This is a genomic window from Nonomuraea sp. NPDC003754 (genome assembly GCF_053605785.1).
Genome location: NZ_JBSGJX010000022.1, coordinates 20,342 through 40,810, shown reverse-complemented (window position 1 = coordinate 40,810; position 20,469 = coordinate 20,342). Strand labels below are relative to the sequence as shown.

The 20,469-nt window shown below is 71.8% G+C and carries 18 protein-coding genes; 11 read left to right on the top strand and 7 right to left on the bottom strand.

Annotation, left to right across the window (positions count from 1 at the left end; translation table 11 throughout):
* Positions 1-26: 26 nt before the first annotated feature.
* Positions 27-863: a class II glutamine amidotransferase gene (locus ACWEVS_RS26015; protein ID WP_449928974.1), complete on the top strand. Its 837-nt coding sequence runs from the start codon at positions 27-29 to the stop codon at positions 861-863.
* Between the two features lie 164 nt (positions 864-1,027).
* Here the strand turns inward: ACWEVS_RS26015 and ACWEVS_RS26010 are convergent, their stop codons facing one another.
* Positions 1,028-1,783 (bottom strand): SDR family oxidoreductase, encoded by a 756-nt coding sequence (locus ACWEVS_RS26010; protein WP_452553769.1) that lies wholly within the window; start codon positions 1,781-1,783, stop codon positions 1,028-1,030.
* A gap of 102 nt (positions 1,784-1,885) precedes the next feature.
* Here ACWEVS_RS26010 and ACWEVS_RS26005 point away from each other — a divergent pair, with 102 nt between their 5' ends.
* The 4 genes from ACWEVS_RS26005 to ACWEVS_RS25990 all read left to right on the top strand — a co-directional run bounded on the left by ACWEVS_RS26005 (position 1,886) and on the right by ACWEVS_RS25990 (position 7,125).
* Positions 1,886-2,722 carry a helix-turn-helix transcriptional regulator gene (locus ACWEVS_RS26005; protein WP_449928970.1) on the top strand — a complete coding sequence of 279 codons (837 nt, stop codon included), beginning with the start codon at positions 1,886-1,888 and terminating at the stop codon, positions 2,720-2,722.
* A 69-nt stretch (positions 2,723-2,791) separates the two neighbouring features.
* Complete coding sequence (locus ACWEVS_RS26000; protein WP_449928968.1) at positions 2,792-3,841, top strand: LuxR C-terminal-related transcriptional regulator; 1,050 nt, start codon at positions 2,792-2,794, stop codon at positions 3,839-3,841.
* Positions 3,842-3,929: 88 nt separating this feature from the next.
* Complete coding sequence (locus ACWEVS_RS25995; protein WP_452553768.1) at positions 3,930-4,661, top strand: hypothetical protein; 732 nt, start codon at positions 3,930-3,932, stop codon at positions 4,659-4,661.
* Positions 4,662-4,887: 226 nt separating this feature from the next.
* Positions 4,888-7,125, top strand: coding sequence for an Orn/Lys/Arg family decarboxylase (locus tag ACWEVS_RS25990; protein ID WP_452553766.1), 2,238 nt, complete (start codon positions 4,888-4,890; stop codon positions 7,123-7,125).
* Between the two features lie 125 nt (positions 7,126-7,250).
* Here the strand turns inward: ACWEVS_RS25990 and ACWEVS_RS25985 are convergent, their stop codons facing one another.
* A complete protein-coding gene (locus tag ACWEVS_RS25985) occupies positions 7,251-9,683 on the bottom strand; it encodes an NPCBM/NEW2 domain-containing protein (RefSeq protein ID WP_452553764.1) in 2,433 nt (810 codons plus the stop codon).
* Between the two features lie 535 nt (positions 9,684-10,218).
* On the opposite strand from ACWEVS_RS25985, the gene ACWEVS_RS25980 reads away from it, so the two are divergent.
* Positions 10,219-10,392 (top strand): hypothetical protein, encoded by a 174-nt coding sequence (locus ACWEVS_RS25980; RefSeq protein ID WP_452553762.1) that lies wholly within the window; start codon positions 10,219-10,221, stop codon positions 10,390-10,392.
* A 68-nt stretch (positions 10,393-10,460) separates the two neighbouring features.
* On the top strand, positions 10,461-11,111 hold the full coding sequence (locus ACWEVS_RS25975) for a hypothetical protein (RefSeq protein WP_452553760.1): 651 nt from the start codon (positions 10,461-10,463) through the stop codon (positions 11,109-11,111).
* Between the two features lie 432 nt (positions 11,112-11,543).
* On the opposite strand, the gene ACWEVS_RS25970 is transcribed toward ACWEVS_RS25975, so the two are convergent.
* A complete protein-coding gene (locus ACWEVS_RS25970; protein ID WP_452553759.1) occupies positions 11,544-12,197 on the bottom strand; it encodes a histidine phosphatase family protein in 654 nt (217 codons plus the stop codon).
* Positions 12,198-12,410: 213 nt separating this feature from the next.
* Here ACWEVS_RS25970 and ACWEVS_RS25965 point away from each other — a divergent pair, with 213 nt between their 5' ends.
* Entirely contained in the window at positions 12,411-13,313 is a 903-nt protein-coding gene (locus ACWEVS_RS25965) for an aminoglycoside phosphotransferase family protein (RefSeq protein ID WP_452553758.1), read from the top strand.
* A 282-nt stretch (positions 13,314-13,595) separates the two neighbouring features.
* Entirely contained in the window at positions 13,596-13,997 is a 402-nt protein-coding gene (locus ACWEVS_RS25960; protein ID WP_452553757.1) for a hypothetical protein, read from the top strand.
* A 110-nt stretch (positions 13,998-14,107) separates the two neighbouring features.
* Here ACWEVS_RS25960 and ACWEVS_RS25955 read toward each other — a convergent pair whose 3' ends face one another.
* Positions 14,108-15,157, bottom strand: coding sequence for a serine hydrolase domain-containing protein (locus ACWEVS_RS25955; protein WP_452553756.1), 1,050 nt, complete (start codon positions 15,155-15,157; stop codon positions 14,108-14,110).
* A 53-nt stretch (positions 15,158-15,210) separates the two neighbouring features.
* Complete coding sequence (locus ACWEVS_RS25950; protein WP_452419549.1) at positions 15,211-16,101, bottom strand: LysR family transcriptional regulator; 891 nt, start codon at positions 16,099-16,101, stop codon at positions 15,211-15,213.
* Positions 16,102-16,198: 97 nt separating this feature from the next.
* Here ACWEVS_RS25950 and ACWEVS_RS25945 point away from each other — a divergent pair, with 97 nt between their 5' ends.
* Positions 16,199-17,485: an MFS transporter gene (locus tag ACWEVS_RS25945; RefSeq protein ID WP_452553755.1), complete on the top strand. Its 1,287-nt coding sequence runs from the start codon at positions 16,199-16,201 to the stop codon at positions 17,483-17,485.
* Positions 17,486-17,508: 23 nt separating this feature from the next.
* Here ACWEVS_RS25945 and ACWEVS_RS25940 read toward each other — a convergent pair whose 3' ends face one another.
* On the bottom strand, positions 17,509-17,880 hold the full coding sequence (locus ACWEVS_RS25940) for a DoxX family protein (protein ID WP_452553753.1): 372 nt from the start codon (positions 17,878-17,880) through the stop codon (positions 17,509-17,511).
* An 83-nt stretch (positions 17,881-17,963) separates the two neighbouring features.
* Here ACWEVS_RS25940 and ACWEVS_RS25935 point away from each other — a divergent pair, with 83 nt between their 5' ends.
* Positions 17,964-18,845, top strand: coding sequence for a LysR family transcriptional regulator (locus tag ACWEVS_RS25935; protein ID WP_452553751.1), 882 nt, complete (start codon positions 17,964-17,966; stop codon positions 18,843-18,845).
* A 177-nt stretch (positions 18,846-19,022) separates the two neighbouring features.
* Here the strand turns inward: ACWEVS_RS25935 and ACWEVS_RS25930 are convergent, their stop codons facing one another.
* Positions 19,023-20,378, bottom strand: a complete 1,356-nt coding sequence (locus ACWEVS_RS25930) for an aminotransferase-like domain-containing protein (protein ID WP_452553749.1) — start codon at positions 20,376-20,378, stop codon at positions 19,023-19,025.
* Positions 20,379-20,469 lie beyond the last annotated feature (91 nt).

The following is a 20,469-nucleotide window of genomic DNA, read 5'->3' as shown; positions in this document are numbered from 1 at the left end:
CGACCTGTTGAGGAAAGGCGTGGCTCATGTGCAGATGGCTCGTTTACTCGGGAACGCCCATGCTGCTGTGCGACGTGCTGTACCGTCCGCAGCCGTCGCTGATCGACCAGAGCCTGCGCTCCCGGATGGGCGTGGAGACGACGAACGGCGACGGGTTCGGCATCGGCTGGTACACCGTCGGTATCGGCACCCCCGCGATCTTCCGGGACACCGGCCCGGCGTGGAACAACCGCAACCTGCGGGAGATCGCCGAGCATGTCCGCTCGCCGCTGTTCTTCGCCCACATCCGCTCGTCGACCGGTACGGCGGTGCAGCAGACCAACTGTCACCCCTTCCGGTACGGACGCTGGTTGTGGATGCACAACGGCGTGGTCACCGGCTTCGACCGGCTCCGGCGGGAGCTGTGCATGGCCGTCGACCCCGCGCTGTTCTCCCGCATCGAGGGCACGACGGACTCGGAGGTGATGTTCTACCTGGCACTGACGTTCGGCCTGGACGACGACCCGCCGGAGGCCGTGGCCCGCATGGCCGGCCTGGTCGAACGGCTCGGCCACGAGCACGGCATCGAGTTCCCGCTGCAGATGACGGTCGCGACGTCGAACGGCGAGCGGGTGTGGGTCTTCCGCTACTCCAGCCGGCGCCAGTCGCGCACGCTGTTCTACAGCTCCAGCGTCGAGTCCCTGCGCTCGCTGCACCCGGATGTCGCGTGGCTGCGCGGGCTGTCCGCCGACACCCGCCTGGTCGTGTCCGAGCCGCTCGGCGACCTGCCGGGAGCCTGGAACGAGCTGCCCGAGAGCAGCTACGGCGTCATCCCGCCCGACGGCGAGCTGCTGGCCGGGTTCACCGTCGGACAGCTGACCTAGCCAGGCATCCGCCCGCGCCGACGGGCACCAGGGCCCGCCGGCCTCCCCGGGCTGAGCGGGCGCTGCCCGTGCCCCTACCAGCCGGCTCCCCCCTGAGCGTCCACACGGTGTGGGAGCGGCTCGAAACCCGGCCGCTCCCACACCGTCGCCCAGGTCCGGGCTCGTTACACCTGCCGAGTCGGATACATGGTGATCCGCGAGAGATTGACATGTGCCGGCTGAGCCGCCGTGAACGCGATCACCTCCGCCACGTCCTGGGCCGACAGCACCTCGATGCTGCCGATCAGCCCGTCGAGCCACTGGTTGACCGCGGGATCGGTGACGTGCCCCTGCAGCTCGGTGGCGACGACCCCCGGCTCGACGGCGGTGACCCGCACCCCACGGCCGCCGAGCTCGGCGCGCAGGGTCGTGGACAGGTGGGTGACGGCGGCCTTGCTCGCGGTGTAGGCGGCGAAGCTGGGGAAAGGCACGTGCGAGGCGATCGAGGAGATGTTGATCAGGTCGGCGGGCCCGGTGGCCGCCGCCCGCAGCAGGGAGGGCGTGAGCGCGTGGACGATGCGCAGCGCGCCGGTGACGTTGACGTCGATCTGGCTCTCCCAGTCGGCGAGGTCGGCCTGCTCGGCGGGGGCGGGCAGCATGATCCCGGCGTTGTTGACGACGAGGTCCACCCCGCCGAAGACGCCGAGCACCCGCTGGACGGCCGCGGCCACCGAAGCGGAGTCGGCCACGTCGGCGGCGACGGCGATCGCCTCCCCTCCGGCCTGCTTGATCTCCTGGACGAGGTCGGTCAGCCGCTCTTCGCGGCGGGCCAGCAGCGCGACCCTGGCACCCCTGGCGGCCAGCAGTGTGGCGGTGGCGGCTCCGATGCCGCTGGATGCTCCGGTGATGATGGCGGTACGGCCCGCGAGGTTGTCGGTCATGGCGCCGACTCTGCCGCCCGCCGCATGCCGTACCCAGGGACCTGGTTTTCCTGGGTCTGACAGGACCAGGCACGCGCGGCCGGGCGGACCGATAATCGAGGGGTGAACGAACTGGGTGAGTTCCTCAAGTCGCGTCGCGCGCGCGTCCGTCCCGAGGAGGCGGGCCTGCGGTCGTACGGCGGACGCCGCCGCGTGCCCGGCCTGCGCAGGGAGGAGCTGGCCCAGCTGGCAGGGATGAGCGCCGACTACTACACGCGGCTGGAGCAGGGACGCGGCGGCGGGGTGTCGGAAGAGGTGCTCAACGCGCTGGCCAGGACGCTCGGTCTGGACCAGGACGAGCGGACCTACCTGTTCAGTCTGGCCAGGCCGGTGCGCGCACCTCAGCGCTCGCGGCGTACCCGTCGCACGGTCGGCCCTCAGCTGCGGCACCTGCTCGACGCGATGGAGGGCGTGCCCGCCTACGTGATCGACCACAGGAGCGAGCTGCTGGCCTGGAACCGCCTGGCCTCCGCGCTCTACACCGACCTGGGCAGGCACCGTAACTGGGCGCGCTTCTGCTTCCTCGACGAGGCGAGCAAGGAGATCTTCGTCGACTGGGAGAAGAAGGCCAGGGAGGTCGTCGCCTACCTGCGGCTGAAGGCGGCCCAGTATCCGGACGACGCCCTGCTGGCAGCGCTGGTGGGCGAGCTGTCGGTGAAGAACGCGCACTTCCGCCGCTGGTGGGCCGATCACAACGTGCTGGAGAAGACGCGCGGGACCAAGCAGCTTCGTCATCCGGTGGTGGGCGAGCTGTCGCTGAGCTTCCAGTCGTTCACGGTGACCGGAGAGCCCGACCAGGTGCTGGTGGCCTATGCGGCCGAGCCTGGCTCGCCCTCGCAGGAGGCGCTGCGGCTGCTGGCGAGCTGGTCCCTGCCCGAACGGCAGGGTGCGCCCGGCTAGGGCCTGCTCAAACTGAGAGTAGCCAAAACGCTACCCTCCGCTTGCCGATGCTTTCCACGCTGTGCTGACGTGAGCGGCGTGACCTCATGCCAGGACCGGGTGGTCCACGAACTGCGCACGCTGATGGATCGGGCCATCGCCGCCGAGGATCTCGGCGCCGCGCTTTCCGCGGCCATCGCGCCGTGGGTACGGCACGACGCGCTGCGCCTGATCGGCACCAGTCCGGCGACCGGGCTCGGGCAGGGCTCGTTCAGCTTCTGGCACCGGTACGAACGCGAACTCGCCACGGCCCTGCTCGCCCACCGTCACACCCACGGCGATCCCTGCCGGCCTTCGTCCCTGGTGCGCCGGCAGGTGCCGGTCGCGGTGGCCGGCGCCGACGAGGGGGCGCGGCGGGCGTTCGCGGCCTGCGGCGTCTCCTGCGAGCTGCGGCTGCTCCTGCGTGACAGCCGCGGCGTGTGGGGGCTGCTCGGGTTGGTGCGCGCCTGCGACGACCACCCCTTCACCGGCGACGACCTGCGCAGGGCGGCGCTGCTCGGCCCGGCGCTGGTGACCGCGCTGCGCCGGTACGTCACCGCGGGCCCGCTGGCGCCCACCGCGGCCGCGCTGCCCGCCGGCGTGATCGTCGTCGGCCCCGACCGCACGATCCGTACCGTGACCCCGCAGGCCCAGGCGTGGCTCGAGCGGCTGCGCGGCCCTGTCCGGCACGGCACGCACGCCTGGCTGGCCGACACGTTCGTGACGGCGCTGGCGATCGACGCCGGCGAGCACGTCCGCGGATCGGGCGGCGGCCGGCCGCTCATCTGCGCCCCCGCGGCCCACTACGGCCGCTGGCTCGCCGTCGAGGGCCAAGCCCTGGACGAGGACGGCACGGGCGACGTGGCCGTGGTCATCCAGTCGGCCGCGGGCGCGCTCATGCTGCCCTCGTTCTGCGACTGGTACGCGATCACGCCGCGCGAGCGCGGCGTGCTGGAACTGCTGTGCAGGGGAGCCGCGCCGAAGCAGATCGCGCGGCTGCTCGGCCTGTCCGCGTACACGGTGAACGACCACCTGAAGGCGGTCTTCCGCAAGACCGGCGCGGCCGGCAGGGACGAGCTCATGGCCGCCTTCACCACCTGAACGCCATCCCCAACACTGGGGGGATGTCCGGGCCGCCGCCTCACCCGACCATGAAGGAGTTCGCACCACTCACAGGGGAGGAACACCCGTGAAAAGCATCTCAACCCCCGCCCGCCGCCAGGTCGAGCGCTTCCTGGAGTTCTCCGACCACGTCGGGGGACTGGCCGAGGCCGACGTGCTGGCGCTGCTGCGCGACCAGGGCATCACCACGCTGGAGGCACTCGTCAGCAAGGCCGTCAGCGCGCCCCGCTCGGCCCCGCCCGTCAAGATGGACGCCGCCCAGGTGCTGAGCGCGCCCAGGGCGACCTCCACGCAGCCCCTCACGCACCCGGCACCCGCCATGGCGGTGGTCGTGGACGGCGTCGAGCACGACCCCCGCGACCTGTCGCGGTTCGACGGCCGTCCGCTGACCTACATCTACGGCCCCGAGCGGCTGTCGGCCCTCACCGACGACAGCGCGCTCAACGGCGCGCTGTGGGCGGCCTCGCAACTGGCCCAGGCAGGGGCCGCGCGGGACCCGCGCCCCGCGACGTGGGGCCAGGTCCAGATGTTCGAGCACGTGGAGTACGCCGGTGACTGGTTCTGGTGTGCCGCCCGAGAAGCGCACAACGACCTGACCAGCGTCCACCACGGGCCCCTGCACCTGCACGACTGGAACGACGTCATCAGCTCCATGGGCGGCACGAACTGCTCGGTCCGCTACTACGAGCACATCAACTTCGGTGGCAGTTCCCTGTTCGTCGCACCGTTCACCGACATCCCCAACCTCGTCCCCAGCGGCTGGAACGACCGCATCTCCTCCGTCTGGAACCTCGGCTGATCCGCACACCACCGCCCTAGGCGGCGGATCAGGCCGGTAAGCGGGCCTGGCCGCGCCGCATGCGCAGGACGGCACCACCACCTGCGCGCGGCCGGTCAGGCCCGCCCCCTCGTTCGCCACTTTCATCTCATTGCACAGAGTTGCCAATCGACGACACACCGTTACTATTGCGTGGAGGTCTTCCACCCCTTTCCCCGATCCCTTCCCCCCGATCACGGAGTGCCGCATGGAGCGAACGGTTCTGGCCGCCGTCACCGAACGTCCCGACGCCGATTCGGCACTCGCCGATCAGCTCCGCCGCGTGTGCGCGGCGATGGACGAGCACGGGCTCCAGGTGCGCTGGACCCACCGGGCCGAGGACGCCCTGGCGGTGGTCGGGTCGGACGCGTCGCTGACGGCTGTGCTGGCGGCATGGGACGCGCCGGGGGCCGAGGAACTGCTCGGCGCGGTGGCCAAACGGTTCCGCGGCCTGCCCGTCTTCCTGATGACGCAGGAGCAGGAGCTTCCGCTGTGGGTGTACGAGGTCATCCAGGGCTACGTCTTCCCGCTGGAGGACACCCCGCAGTTCATCGCCGGGCGCATCGCCCACGCGGCCGAGCAGTACGCCGAGAAGATCCTTCCGCCGTTCTTCAGCGCGCTGCGGCGCCTTCAGGACCACCATCGCTACTCCTGGCACACACCGGCGCACGCGGGCGGGGTGGCGTTCCTCAAGTCGCCGGTGGGGCGGGCGTTCTTCGACTTCTACGGCGAGCGGCTGCTGCGCACCGACCTGTCCATCTCCGTCACCGAGCTGGGATCGCCGCTCGACCACACCGGCCCGATCGGCGAGGCCGAGCGCAACGCCGCCCGCGTCTTCGCCGCCGACCGCACGTTCTTCGTGGTCAACGGCAACTCCACCGCCAACCGCATCGTCGGTCACCACGCGATCGCCCGTGACGACACGGTCCTGGTGGACCGCAACTGCCACAAGTCGGTCCAGCACGCGCTGGCCATCAGCGGCGCCCGCCCGGTCTACCTCGTACCCGAGCGCAACGGGCTGGGGCTGGCGGGCCCGATCCCGCCCGCCGTACTGCAGGCGGACGCGGTCCGTGACCGGGTGGCCGCCCACCCCCTCGCCGCCGGGGACCCGACGTACGCGGTGATCACGAACTCCACCTACGACGGGGTGTGCTACGACGCGGTGCGGGTCGGCGAGCTGCTGGGCGCCAGCGTGCCGCGGCTGCACTTCGACGAGGCGTGGTTCGCCTACGCCCGGTTCAACCCCCTCTACGCCGGCCGCTACGGCATGGCGATCGACGAGCGCACGCTGCCGGGCGCGGGGCGTCCCACCGTGTTCGCCACCCAGTCGACCCACAAGCTGCTGGCCGCGTTGTCGCAGGCGGCGATGCTGCACGTCCGCCCGGCGGAGCGGGCGCCGGTCGACTACGACGCGTTCAACGAGACCTACCTCATGCACGCCTCCACCTCGCCGCTCTACCCGATGATCGCCTCGCTGGACGTCGCGGCGGCGATGATGGACGGCCCGTCCGGGCCGTTCCTGACGGGGGAGGCGATCGTCGAGGCGGTCCGCTTCCGGCAGGCGATGGTACGGCTGGCCGCCCGCATCCGCGAGGACGGCCTGCGGCCCGACTGGTTCTTCGGCGTCTGGCAGCCCCCCACGGTCACCGACCCGCGCACCGGTCAGGACGTCTCGTTCGCCGACGCCGACCCTGCGCTGCTGTGCGCCGAGCCCCGGTGCTGGACCCTGGACGAGGGGGCCGCCTGGCACGGGTTCGACGGGATGTCCGAGGGCTACTGCCTGCTCGACCCGGTCAAGGTGACGATCACCTGCCCGGGTGCCGACGCCGCCACGGGCACGCTCGACTGGGGCATCCCGGCCCGCGTCGTGGCCGCCTACCTGGAGCGGCGCGGCATCGTGGTGGAGAAGACCGGCGACCACACGTTGCTGGTGCTGTTCTCCATGGGGATCACCAAGGGCAAGTGGGGCACGCTGATCGACGCGCTCACCGACTTCAAGAACGCCTACGACAACGATCTGGACCTGGCGGAGGTGCTGCCGGGCTTCGGGCCGTCCGCGATCTCGTTGCAGAAGTTCTGCACCCTGGTCCATGAGAAGCTGCGCGACTCCGGTGTCGGGAAGCTGCTCGACCAGGTCTTCACCACCCTGCCCGAGGCGGTGTCGACTCCCGCCGACTGCTACCAGGCCATGATCCGGGCCCGCACCGAGCGCGTCTCGCTGGACGGCCTGCCGGGGCGGGTCGCCGCGGCCACGGTGGTGGTCACCCCGCCCGGGATCCCCATGCTGATGCCCGGCGAGGCGACCGGCCCGGCCGACGGCCCGCTGATGACCTATCTGCGGGCTCTGGAGGACTTCGATCGGGCCTTCCCCGACCTGGCCACCGACATCCACGGCGCCCACCGTGACGGTGACGGCCGCTACTGGGTGGAGGTCGTCAAGGACTGAGATCGGCGGTCGCGCGCCGGGTGACCGGTAGGCGGCCGGGCGGCCCCGGGCGGCGGTTCACCGGGGCCGGATCCGTGGCCCCGGGCGGCGGTCCGCCCGGGGCCGGGAGCCGTGGTCATCCGTGATCAGCCGTGGACGACGACCTTGTCGAGGTCGGGGGCATAGGCGGTGTCGTTGCCGAAGCGGAGCGTGTTGGCGCCGGCGGCGAGCCGTACGGTGACGGTCGCGACGGCCGGGACGGACCAGCTGGTGCCGGTCAGCGCCACCTGCGTCGCCGGGCCGCCGTTGACGCTGACGGAGAAGGACCGGGAGCCGTCGACCAGGCCGTGGATCTCCAGCCGGTAGTCGCCCTCGCTCGGCGCGGTGACGCCGGTGAGGGTGACGGCGTTGGCGGCGCCGTTGCCGATGTAGCCGACCTTCGCGCCGCCGGAGCACCCGCCGCACGCGGCCCGCAGGGCGGCGCCCTCGACGGCGCTGGCCGGCGCCTCGGCCTCGTAGTGGTTGTGGGTGGGGCCGGCGCAGGTGAGCTTGGCGTCCGCCCAGTCGGCGTGGTCGTAGTTGATGCCGTCCCCGCCGTCGGTGACCACCAGGCGCAGCAGGGCGGCTCCCGAGATGTCGGCCGTGAGCCGCTGCCCGGGCATCGCGTTGGTCATGACCTCGGTGCTCGCGACCTTCCGCCCGTCCGCCCAGATCTCGAACGCGGCCGTGCCGCGGGTCCCCGCCTCGTCGTCCAGGCCGGCCACGGCCGTCACCTGGGTGCAGGCGCCGCCGATGTAGTACTCGACCGTGCTCGGGGCGTGCACGCCGAGGCCCTTGGCGTACACCGCTCCGCCGACGGTGAGCGGCCCGCCGTCCCCCGAGCCGTCCTCGCCGACGCTGCGGTCCCGCTCCACGGGGCCCCAGCCGTTCGTCGAGCTCAGCCAGGCGACGTCACTGAGGTAGGAGCTGCCGGTGGGGGCAGCGGGCGGCACCAGCAGTCCCGCCGTGCCCGTGGTCCGGGCCGGCGGCCGGCCACCGGGGCCGGTGTGGTCCAGCGTGGCCGTCACCTCGTGGTGACCGGAGGGGGCGTCGGCCGGCGCGGTGACCTTCCAGGTGGTACGGAAGGTCCTGCCGGGAGCGAGGGTGCCCTTCGTCGTGGGGGAGGTCGCCTCCACCTTCCACCCTTCGGGCGCGGTCACCCGCACCGAGAGCCGCTGGGCCGGGACGTGCCCGTGGTTGACCGCGGTCGTGGCGAGGGTGAGAGGCTTGCCGGGGTGGGCGAGCACCGGGCCGTCCGGATAGGCGGCCTCGCCCTGCGGGCTCAGCTCGACCGCGGGGGCGTACCGCGCCCACCCGGCGTCCTTGGAGACGCGCAGCATGACCGTGCCGTGCGCGGGGACCGTCGCCGCGAGCACGTCCTCGGTGTGGGTGTCCGTGCGGGTCCACAGGTCGCGCACCCGGTAGGCCGGGCTGCCGTCGGCCAGTCCGATCTCGGTCACCGAGGTGGCGACGCGCTGCGCCCGGTCGCTCTCGTTGAACAGGGCGACCGCCTTGTCCCCGTTGGCCAGCGGCTTGACGACGACCCACCGGCCGCCCTCGGACTTCAGCACGCTTCCCTGGATCCCGAGCGGGTCCTGGTCGACGGCGATGACCTCCTTGTTGAGCAGGATGTCGAACGTCTCGCCTGAGGCCCTGCGCAGGTCGGAGCCGATGAGCAGCGGAGCGGCCATGATCGACCACATGCTGAAGTGGGTGCGGTACTCGGTGTCCGTCATGCCGCCGTTGCCCACTTCGAGCATGTCGGGGTCGTTCCAGGCCCCCGGCTTGGCGTACTGCGCCAGCGCCAGGTTGCGCTTCATGATGTCGAGCATCGAGGACCAGCTGTCGCTGATGTCGCCCGTGGTGCGCCACAGGTGGCCGACGTCCTGCGCCCAGAGCCACGGCTGGTTGGAGCCCCACTCGCAGATGCTGAAGACGATCGGCCGGCCGCTGGCCCTGAGCGCGTCGCGCATCGTGGTGTACCTCTCAAGCGCGCTCTGCCCGAGATGGTCGCCGCAGTTGTCGTACTTGAGGTAGTCCACACCCCAGGAGGCGAACAGGTTCGCGTCCTGCCGTTCGTGGCCGATCCCGCCGGGGAAGCCCTTGGCGTCGCACGTCCTGGTGCCGGCGCTGGTGTAGATGCCGAACTTCAGGCCCTTGGAGTGGACGTAGTCGGCCACCGCCTTGATGCCGTGGGGGAACCGCACCGGATCGGGCACCAGGTTGCCGTTCTGGTCGCGCTGCGGCAGCGCCCAGCAGTCGTCGAGGTTGACGTACTGGTATCCCGCGTCCTTCAGTCCCTTCGAGACGAACAGGTCCGCGATTCCCTTGACCATCTCCTCGTTGAACTCGGCACGGCAGTGGGTGCTGTTCCAGTTGTTGAAACCCATGGGCGGGGTGAGCGCGAGACCGTCGTCGACCGCCGCCGCGGCTGCGGGAGCGGCCGTTGCCACGGTCGCGGCCAGCCCGGCGCTCACCAGGGCCGTACTCAGCAGGGTCGTCGCGGCGAAGCCGGAGAGAAGTTGTCGAAGCGCACGCACGAACTGCCTCCATGGGGGGTGGATGGCGGGCAGGCTCCACTGGTACGGCCCGGCCGGGGCATGCCGGAGCCTGCCCTCGCGGGGGTGCTGGGGAGAGCCGTGAGGCGGCACGGTGAAAACGGGTGGGAAGGGCTGGGACGGTGGCCCGTCGCGGGCCGGTGGCCCGTCGCGGGCCGGGGGATGGGGCGGCCGGGACGAATACGAACAGCCTTGCCTTTGCAATTCACCATGAATCATCAGAATCATGCAATACCGCACTTTATAACGACTAGATCTCAACACATCTGCACTCGGACGGGCTGGACGCAGTCGGAAAGACGGACAGCGGCGGCGATACATGCGCGTGAAGCGGCGGGTTCGCTTCTGTTGATTCACGCTCGCTCTGGGGTAGTGCCGCTCGTCAACGCTCGACCAGCAGCGCACCAGGGCTCTGCCGGTACGCCGTCGGGCCTACCGGCCCCACCCCGCCGGTCGTGCGCGGGAGCGGAGCGGTGCCCCGCGGGCCGCTGCCGGGACCCTCGCGCAGGAGGTGAAGATGCTCGGCGGCGCCGCCGAGCCGCCCCCGACACCGGTCTCCTGCACCACGCGACCGGACGCCGGCACCTACCACCTGATCGACTTCAAGGAGGTCGCAGGCCGGGTCTGGAGGAAGGTCCGCACCCTGCGCGTGCGCCCCTCACAGGCGGGACACGGCAGGGAACCGTGCTGAACCACTGACCGTTGGATCGACAGCCGTCAGCTTCGGGCGATCGCCCTCGACGCCTCACCGGAGTACCCATGAAGTCACTTCCGCTAAGGCTGCAACTTCTCCTGGCTCTCGTGGCGCTTCTGTCATTCAGCCTGAGCGTGTACCTGGAGGAAAACCATCTGGAATACCTCGACCGGCATCCGATCATGGTCAACCTGCTGTCCGGCGTTGTGGGATTCTCCGCGGCGACCCTCGTGATCAGCATCGGCTTCGACTGGTATGCAACGAAGGAAACCTCGAAGAAGCGGTCATCGGCCTATGAGCTCCTCGTCGGCCGGACGATCTACATGCTGTCCCGGCTGGATCCTCAGGCGTGGGAGAAACTGGATACCGACCTCGCGACCAGGGCGGCCCGTGTCCTCGGGTTCAGGGACGCCGAAGAGGCCGGCGATGCAGCGCATGCCGCACAGATAGAACGGGGAGTCCTCCCACGCGGAAGGCAGCGGGACATCGCCACCTGCCGAAGGATCATCGGCTTCGGCGAAGCCCTCCATGAAGCGCTGAGCATCGGGGCGGACCAGGAGATCTCCAGGGCCCGCAGAGCTGTTCGGAAATCGATGGAAGAGTTCGAGAGGGCGGATGGCCCGATCTGGGACGTGGTAGTCGCTACGACGACCTACGTGGTGGCGCTTCTGGAGCGCCCTGAGTGTGATCACATATTCGCCATGCCCCGTCAATAGTTCACGGTCCCTTCGTTCTTCTCTGCTGGCTTCTGCCGCCGAGCGATGCCCCTCTGGGCTGTTGCCCGAGCGAGCCCGGCCCGTAGCTGGTCAGGCTCGCTCGGCGGGCGCCACGCCGGCGCTCCGGTCCCAGCCGCGGCGCGGGCCCTGCGCCAGCCACCAGCACGCGACCGCCCGGTCCCTGCTTTCTCGCCTCCGGCCTACGTGAATGGCCGCTCACGACGTCTGACCACTACGACAGGCCGTGGCGATCGCGTGCTTGGGCGCATGCCGGAAGAGTCACTGGTCATCAGCGTTCCAGGCGCCTGCCGAGAATGTCGGCGGGTTGACCGTATGGCTCGGTGAGGATCCGCGGTTGCGGGAGGGCATCGCGGAGTCGGATCGCGGGCGGGCGGGTGTGGCCATGACCACGCCGGCGACCTGCCGTTCGGGTCAGGTAGAGGTCAGCCCAGCTTTGGCGGAGTCGAGATGGCGGGTGTCACCGAGGTTGACGACCTGGCGGCTGTGGCGGAAATCGTCTTCGTGCAGTGTGGTGATGCTGCCCGATCGAACTCGGAAAAAGGCATGGCCGACCGCCATGATCGGCATCTTGATCCAGGCCGCCACGACGAAGGTCAGGGAGCCACCGTGCGTCACGATGATCTGGTGCTCGCAGGGGCGCTGCACGATCTCGTCCATGGCCGCGTAGATGCGCTGCGCCAGCGCCGCCTTGGTCTCGGCACCCTCCACGCCCTCGTCATGTTCCAGCCGCTCCCCGACAGCCGGCGGCGGCACGAATCGCTGATCCAGCCACTCCTGTGGCCTTCCCTCCGCCTCTCCATAGGATTTCTCCCGCAGTCTGCGGTCCAAGATTGGCTTCACGCCGAACGGCTCGGCAACCTTCTCGGCCGTTTGCCGGGTGCGCTGCAGATCCGAGGAGAACAGCTCCACCTCGCCGCCGTCCGGGATCTGAGCCCGCAGCGCCTGGGCAATGGAGGCCGCCGCGCTGAGGCCGGTCGGCGTCAGCTGCGAATCATGCCAACCGCCGACGAGCCCCTCGATGTGATGCGTCGCCTCCGGATGGGTGACGACGTAAATGGTGCGCATGAGTGAGCTCTTCCTGTCGATGGCCAGGCCTTTGGTGATCTTAAGAGTGGTTCACGAGTTTCTCTGAGATTCTCTGAACTTTGGGGCCGGTCCGTCCCAAAGCCTCTGATCTGCAGCTCTCTGAAACCGAATCGGTGATGCCAGAGGAATCACAGCGAGATGTTCCGGAGAGCGAGAGCCGCTCCGCCTGCCGCCTCAGTACTGTGATCTCGCATGACGGACACCGAGATTGAGATCACCGCAGACCTGGTCCGCGACCTGCTGCAGGAGCAACATCCGGACCTTGCAGGGCTGGCCATCCGCGAGGTGGCGGGCGGCTGGGGCAACCAGATGTGGCGCCTCGGGGACGAGTTGGCCGTGCGCATGCAGCGCATGGACCCCACCCCGGAGCTCCAGCTCAAGGAGCGGCGGTGGCTACCTGTGCTGGCCCCGCGCCTGCCGCTCCCGGTGCCGATCCCGGTGCGGTTCGGCGAACCGTCCGAGCGCTTCCCCAAGCACTGGACCGTCATGACGTGGGTTCCCGGCGAGCCGCTGGACCACGGCTCGATCAGCCGCGGCACCCACGCGGCCGACACGCTGGCGGGCTTCCTCCAGGCGCTCCATGTGGAGGCGCCCGCCGAGGCCCCGGCCAGTTCGGACTTCGGCGCTCACCCCAAGAGGTGCACGGGCGGCTTCGAGCAGTTCTTGCAGGCCATTGACCGCGACGCCGTCGGCGATGTCCGCGCCGTCCGGGCCGTCTGGGCCGATGCCGTCGCGGCCTCCGAGTGGGAGGGCCCGCCGGTGTGGGTGCACGGCGACCTCCATCCCGCGAACGTCGTCGTCTCGGACGGAACGCTCTCGGGCATCGTCGACTTCGGTGGCATGTTCGCCGGCGATCCGGCGTGGGACCTCGCCGCCGCATGGGTGCTGCTACCCGCGGGCACGGCCGCACGGTTCTTCGAGATGTACGCGCACGCAGACGAGGCGGCGATCCGGCGCGCCCGCGGGCTGGCCGCTATGAAGAGCCTCTTCCTGATGCTCATGGGGCAGAACGGAGATCGGGGCCTTCCCGGCGGCAAGCCGAACTGGGGACCCGCAGGCCGGGCGGCACTTGATCGTGTTCTGAAGGGCGTTTGACGCACGGTTCTTTGACCTTCTCGATCTTGGTGAACCGTGGGCCGGTAGCGGCCTGTCCGCTCCGGCGTCCAGGCTTCCATCGGGTTGTGGTGCGCGTGCGCGCGGCCGGAGCGACGCGCCAGGTCCAGCGGGAACGGGTCGAGCAGCGGCCCGGATCCGGTATCGCGGTGCAGGTCGTGGAACCTGCGCAGCACCGTCTCGCTGTGAGCGACGGACGACGGGGCAGGACCCCGCCCCGTCGCGGCCTTCCCTCCGGGTACCTACCTGACGGTCAACGGGCCGATGCGCTTTCTGAACGCAGACGTCTACACGCCGCTTTATGTCACCGGCTCGGTCACCGCGCAGCACCTGATGTGCCTCGTGGACAGCAATCTGTTCATCGGCGGCTCGCTCACCGTCGGGGGCCTGCTGATGACGGAACTCTCCGACTCGGGAATGCTCGTCGTACACGGTGCTGCATCTGCGGGCGCGTGGCTCGAAACATGGGACAGGGGCGAGGTCACCTTTGTCGATGATCTGAAGGCCCGTCGGCTGCGCGTGTCCGAGGGCGATTACCTTGAAGACGCCGACGCGGATGATGCGGCTGACATCCTGTTGCCCGAGTTCCTGGACGGCGACACTGAAGATGCCGCGGAAAAGCTCTGGGAAGCCGCGCTTGAAGGACGTCCCCTGCTGCGCCCCTGATTTCCTGCCGGTTTGATCGGCAACCGCGGATGAGTACAGCGATGTCGGCGATCAGTTGGCGGGGGGTGGGCGCCCCCCCCCCGCCGCGGCTGCCCGACCGGCTCGACAGCTCAGGAATGCGCCGTCTGCAAGGTGCGGAGCAGCTCGAAGGCGGGACGGTCCACGGAACGTCGCGTGTTGCTGAGGACGGCGACGCCCACCCCCTTCTCGGGGTCGAAGCCCACGAACGAGGAGAACCCGCCGGTCATCCCGCTGTGCCAGATCTGCAGGTGGGCGCCCTGCCGAGCATGCAGCCGTTGCCCCATCCAGCCCAGGTGAACCCAGGAGAAGGGGCTGATCCGGTGCTCGGTCCGGCGGCTGAGCCGGATCGCCTCGGCCAGCGCGCCGGCGCCGTCGTCCACGTGGGCGCGGAGGAAGGCGACCAGGTCGGCCGGCGTGGATCGCAGCCCTCCGGCACCGGCCATGTCCGCCAGGTGCCAGGCCGCGGCGGGCCTGCCCCGCCGGGTGTGGCCCTGCGCCAGGCGCGCCGACCGGCCGCTGCCGGCAGTGCCGTCGACGGTGATGCCGGTGCCGGTCAGGTCCAGCGGGGAGCTGATCTCCCGGGAGATCAGCGTCTCGTAGTCGGTGCCCACCCGGTGGGCGAGCGCCGCTCCCAGCAGGCCGGCGCCGAGGTTGGAGTAGCGGAACCGGCGTCCGGGTGTGGCGCCCAACCGGGTCCGAGCCAGCCCCCGGAGCAGGAGATCGATCGTGCATCCGGCGTACGGATCCGGCTTCCACGGGCGGAGCAGCGCCTCCAGCATCATGCCCTTGGGCAGTCGGGGCAGCCCTGAGGTGTGGGTCGCCAGATGCCGAAGGGTGATCTCCTGGCCATCCCGTGATGGCACGCGTGTTCCCTCGGGCAGCAGCGCGGCCACGGGCTCGTCGAGGTCGACCGTGCCGGCGACACCCAGCCGCGCCAGGGCCAGAGCCGTGAACACCTTGGTCACCGAGCCGACCTCGAACACCGTCCCGGCGCCGGGCGTGCCGTCGTTGTCACCGCCGGCGCGACCGGCACCCCGGATCTCCACCGAGCCGGGGGTCAGCGCGGCGACCACCACGCCGACGTGATTCGCGGCCAGCCGGTCAGCTGACTCCCTCACGAGGCCGTCCAGATCTGTCACATCTGGCAATTATCGGGGCTGCGGCGTGCGGGCGGAGCCGCCGAACCCTGCGGCTACGAGTGGCGTGGCCGGCCGGCGGCGGCGTACAGCAGCTGCCGCAACCCCGGCAGTTCCTCCCGGTCCTCCCGCCACACCAGGCGCAGGCTCAGCCGCGGAGCCGGCAGCGCCAGCCGTACCAGCGCACCCGACTCCAGCGCCCCGGCCACCGCGAACTCCGGCAACAACGCGATGCCCAGCCCCTGCTCGGCCCAGGCGCGCATCACCGCCACCCCGCCCGCGCCGACCCGTTCGGGCCCCGGCCCGAGCACGCTGTCGGCGGCCAGGCGGAAGGAGCAGCCCGGCACGTTGACCAGCAGCCGCTCGCCCGCCAGGTCACCGGGGCCGACCAGGCCGCGCCCGGCCAGGGGGTGTCCCGGTGCCGCCACCAGCACCAGCGGGACCTCGTCGACGTCGAGGAAGGTCAGCGGCTCAGGCGGCGCGAACCCCAGCCCGCCCAGCGCCTGACCCGCGTCCAGCAGCAGCGCCGCCTCCAGCCGCCCGGCCGCGACCTCGGCCATCAGCTCGTCCCTGCTGGAGCTGGGACGCACCCGCACCTCCAAGCCGGGATGGTGTTCGGCCAGGTGGGCCAGCACGCGCGGCGCGTGGGTGGCGGCGATGGTCTCCAGCGCCCCGAGGCGCAGCCGGTACGGCTGCCCGGTCACTTCCAGCCGGGCCTGCTCGGCCAGCTCCAGCAGGCGGCGCGCCCAGCCGGTCAGCCGCTCGGCGGCCGCGGTGGGACGCATGCCGCGCGGCGTGCGCTCGAACAGCGACACCCCGAGCGAGCGCTCCAGCGCGCGGATCTGCTCGGAGACGCTGGAGGGCGCCAGGTCCAGGGCGACGGCGGCGTCGGTGACGGTGCCGTGCCGTAGCAGGGTCTCGAAGGTGCGCAGCTGGCGCAGTTCCATGCCGCTGCCAACCCGCGCCGGGCGTTCGGAAATTCCGAACGCTGCCTTCGGGTCAGCCGGTGGAGGCGGCGGTCGGTGCCGGGCGAGGGTGGGCGCCATGATCAGATATCTCGTGGGCGTCTCGCTCGGCTACTTCATGGTGCTGCTGGACATGACGGTGCTGGCGGTCGCCGAGCCGGACCTGGCCGCCTCGCTGGAGACCTCCGTGGCCGGCCTGCAGTGGGCGACCACCGCCTACACCGTGGTGTTCGGGGCGTCGCTGCTGTCGGCCGGCGCCGTCTCCGACCGGTACGGCGCGCACCGCGTCTTCCGCGCCGGGGTGAGCGCGTTCGGCGCGCTCTCGCTCCTGTCGGCGCTGGCGCCGACGCTGCCGGCCCTGGTCGGCCTGCGCGCCGTGCTCGGGGCAGCGGCGGCGGCCTGCCTGCCGAGCTCGATGGCGATCATCGCGCGGCTCTACCCTGACCCGCCGCGCCGCGCACGCGCCGTGGCCACCTGGGCGGCCGTCAGCGGCGCGGCGGTGGCCGCCGGCCCGATCGCCGGGGGAGCGCTGGTGGACCTGGCCGGCTGGCGGGCGATCTTCCTCGTCAACGTGCCCATCACCCTCCTCGTGCTGTCCCTGGTCAAGGGCGCGGCGATCACCTGCCCCGCGGGGGAGCGGCGGATCGACTGGCGCGCGCAGCTGGCCGCCGTGGCGGTGCTGGCGCTGCTCACCGACACCGTGGTGGCCGCCGGCTCCCGCGCCTGGGCGCACGCGGCCGCCTCAGGAGCGGCCACCCTGGCGGCGGCCGGCCTCTTCGCGGCGCTCGAACGGCACAGCCCGGCGCCGGTGCTCCACCGCGGGCTGCTGGCCGGCCGCGGCGTGCGCGCCGGGCTGGCGGCCGGCGCCGCGGTCACCTTCACGCTCAACGGCATCCTGTTCGTGCTGCCGCTCCTGCTGCGGGACCAGCACCTCGGCGCGACCGCCACCGGCCTGGCGTTCCTGCCGATGACCCTGCCCTTCGTGCTCAACCCGCCGCTGACCGGCCGGCTGGTGGCCCGCTTCGGCCCCCGCCCGCCCATCCTGGCCGGGCTGGCGCTGCTGGCGGCCGGCAGCCTCGCGCTGGCCGCCGGATGGCTGCCCGCCGGGCTGCTGCTGGCCGGCCTCGGCGTCTCCTTCGTGCTGCCCGCGCTGGCCGCGGCCGTCGTCGCGGCCGCTCCCGAGGGTACGGCAGGCGCGGCCGGCGGGCTGCTCAACAGCGTCAGGCAGGTCGGCGCGACGCTCGGGGTGGCGGCCATGGGCGCGCTGGGGACCACCGGCCCGGCCCTGCCGCTCCTGCTGGCCGCGGCCGTCTGCGCGGTGGCGGCCGCCGGTTTCCTGCAGCCCGCCGGCGCCCGGCTGGGGTGACATCGGGGCCCCGGCGGGCGGGCTCAGAGTGGCCACGAGGTGAGACGCCCCCATGCGACGATCGCGGCGACGACCATGACGGCGATGTTCCCGCCGACCAGGTGCGCCTCCCCGCGACCCAGGTGCGTGATCGTGGCGCCGGCCATGAGGATCACCAGACCGATCGCCGCGACCGGCGTCAGCACGGGCGCGATCCGCGTCACGCCGGGAAGGACGAGGCCCGCCGCGCCGAACACCTCCAGGATCCCGATGCCCGCCACCTGGGGCCGGGAGAAGTCCTCGACCCACGGCATGATCCCGCTGATGGCCTCGAGCGGCGCGAAGATCTTGAGGCCACCGGCGAGGAGGAACAACACCGCCAGCAACCCCTGAAAGACCCAGAACACGATAGTCATGCCGTCCAGTGCACAGCGTCCCCGATGGGACTGTCCAAGACCGGTTTCCACCTGCCCGACAGGCGCGGCCTATCATGGCCGGAATGGGATGGGATCTGCGGCGGCTGCGGTATTTCCAGGCAGTGGCCGAAGAGCTGCACTTCGGCCGGGCGGCCCGCCGGCTGCACATCGCCCAGCCGTCGCTGAGCCAGCAGATCAAGGCCCTGGAGCGGGCGGTCGGCGTCACCCTCCTGGAGCGCACGCCGCGCGGGGTGCGGTTGACCCCCGCGGGGGCGGCGGCGCTGGAGGCGGCCCGCGACCTGCTCGCCCGCTCCGACCGCACCCTGCGCGACATCAGGGACCTGGCCGCCGGCTCCGCGCCCGCGCTCAGGCTCGGGCTGTCCACGGGGATCGGTCCCGACCTGCTCGGCCGGGTACGGCTGGCCGCCGCAGCCGTGGGCGTGGACATCGCCTTCCGCGACGCCGCCTCCGCCGAACAGCCGGACCTGCTGCGCAGGGGTGAACTCGACCTCGGCCTCGTGCTCGAGCCCGCGACCGACGACACGGACCTGAGGCTGCTGCGCCTGGTCGACGAACCCCTCGGCGTGATCGCCGGCAAGCGGCACCGGCTGCCGGACCGGCTCACGGCGGACGATCTCACCGGCACGCGCCTGCTCTGGTTCGACCGGGAGGAGGCCCCCGGCTACCACGACCACGTGCTCGACGCCTGCGCAGCCGCCGGATGGCGGCCCGAGGTCCAGGTGTGCGACAGCCGGCGGCTCAGCGCCGTCGTCCTGCTGCTCACCGCCGAGCCCGACCTGGTCACGCTGGTGCCTGCCGCCAAGGCCGGCCATCCCGAGCTGGTCTGGCGCCCGCTGCGGGACGCTCCCCGCCACCGCGTCGCCCTGGCCTGGCGCCGTGCCGACGGCAGGGAGGCCGTCGGCCGCCTTCGCGACGAGCTCGACCGCGGTCCGGCGCGGACCTGATTCCACCGGTCCGGCGCGGACCTGATTCCACCGGTCCGGCGCGGACCTGATTCCACCAGTCCGGCGCGGACCTGGTGACCGCGGTCCGGGGCGACCCTGACGACCGGTGAGCGCCTGCCGCGACCTCGACCGTGCTCGTGGGAGAAGGGCGAGGGCCCGAGCCGATCGAGACGGGGGTCAGCCGCTCTGCGCGGGCGTGCCGGTCTGTTGGTCGAGGGCGCGCCAGGCTTCGGCGAGGCCGGCGACGGCCTGGTCGAGCAGCTCGGGCCGCAGGGCGAAGCTCAGGCGCAGGCGGTCGCGGTGGCGGCCGTCGGCGGAGAAGAGCGAGCCGGGGGCGACGGCGACGCCGTACCGGCGGGTGAGCGCCGAGAAGCGGTCGGTGTCGGTGCCGGGCAGGCGGACCCACAGGGACAGGCCGCCGCGCGGCGGCTCCCAGGTCCACGCCGGCAGCGCGGCGGCGAGCGCGGCGGACAGGTGGTCGCGGCGGGCGGCCAGCTCGGCGCGCCAGGAGCCGGCGGGGTTGCCTTCCAGGAGTCCGGCCGCCATCCGCTGGGAGACGGCGCTGGTGGCGAGGTCGGCGTCCTGCTTGGCCTCGGCCAGCCGGGCCAGCAGCGGCTCGGCGGCGCGCAGCCAGCCCACCCGCAGCCCGCCCCACAGCACCTTGGACAGCGAGCCCACGGTGACCGTGCCGTGCGGGTGACCGTCCGCGAGCGGCCCCGGGCAGGCGCCTTCGAACACCAGCTCCGCGAGGGTCCGGTCCTCGACGATCAGGATGTCCTCGGCGCGGGCCAGGTCGGCCACGTGCCGCAGGTCGGGGACCGCGCCCGTCGGATTGTTGACGCTGACGGCGTAGATCAGCGCGGGCCGGTGCAGGCCGATCGCCGCGCGGGCCGCTCGCGGGTCGGCCAGCTCGACGGGTACGGCCAGCGCTCCGGCCCGCTGGAAGGCCGCGAGCGCGCCGCCGTACGTCGGATCCTCGACCAGCACCCTGTCCCCCGGGCGCAGCAGGACCCTGGCCGCCAGGTCGATGCCCTGCTGGGCGCCACCGGTGATCAGGACGTCCCCGCCCAGCAGCGCGCGCAGGCGAGGGTCGCCCTTGGCGTCGTACCCGTGGCCGGTGGGCGTGCGCAGGAGTTCCGCGGCGTCGAGCGGGGGCACGACGAGGTGTGAGGGGTCGGGCACGACCGAGGTCGACAGGTCGGCGAGGACGGCGCCCGCGCGCAGCAGCCCCGAGAAGGACGGCGTGCCCGTGGCGACGGTCTCGCGCAGGTAGGTGCCGCTGCCGTGGCGGCGCTCGAACAGCCCCTCCTCGCACAGGGCGTTGAGCGCGGCGGCGACCGTGCCGCGGCTGAGCCCGACGATCAGGGCGAGGTCGCGTTCGGACGGCAGCCTGCCGCCGGGGGCCAGCGCGCCGATCTCGGCGAGATCGCTCAGCGCCCCGGCGAGCCTGCGACTGGGCGGCTGCCTGCCCTCGCGCAGCCGCAGCCGGTCGCGGATGAGCACGGCGAACCTGTTCAGATCCTCGGTTCCCACCGGGCTATTGTGCCCGCTCTTGTGTGGCCTGGTCGACCGCCGCTAGATTCGCCACTCATTGGAGAAGTGGCTCAGAAGTGGCCACTTGATT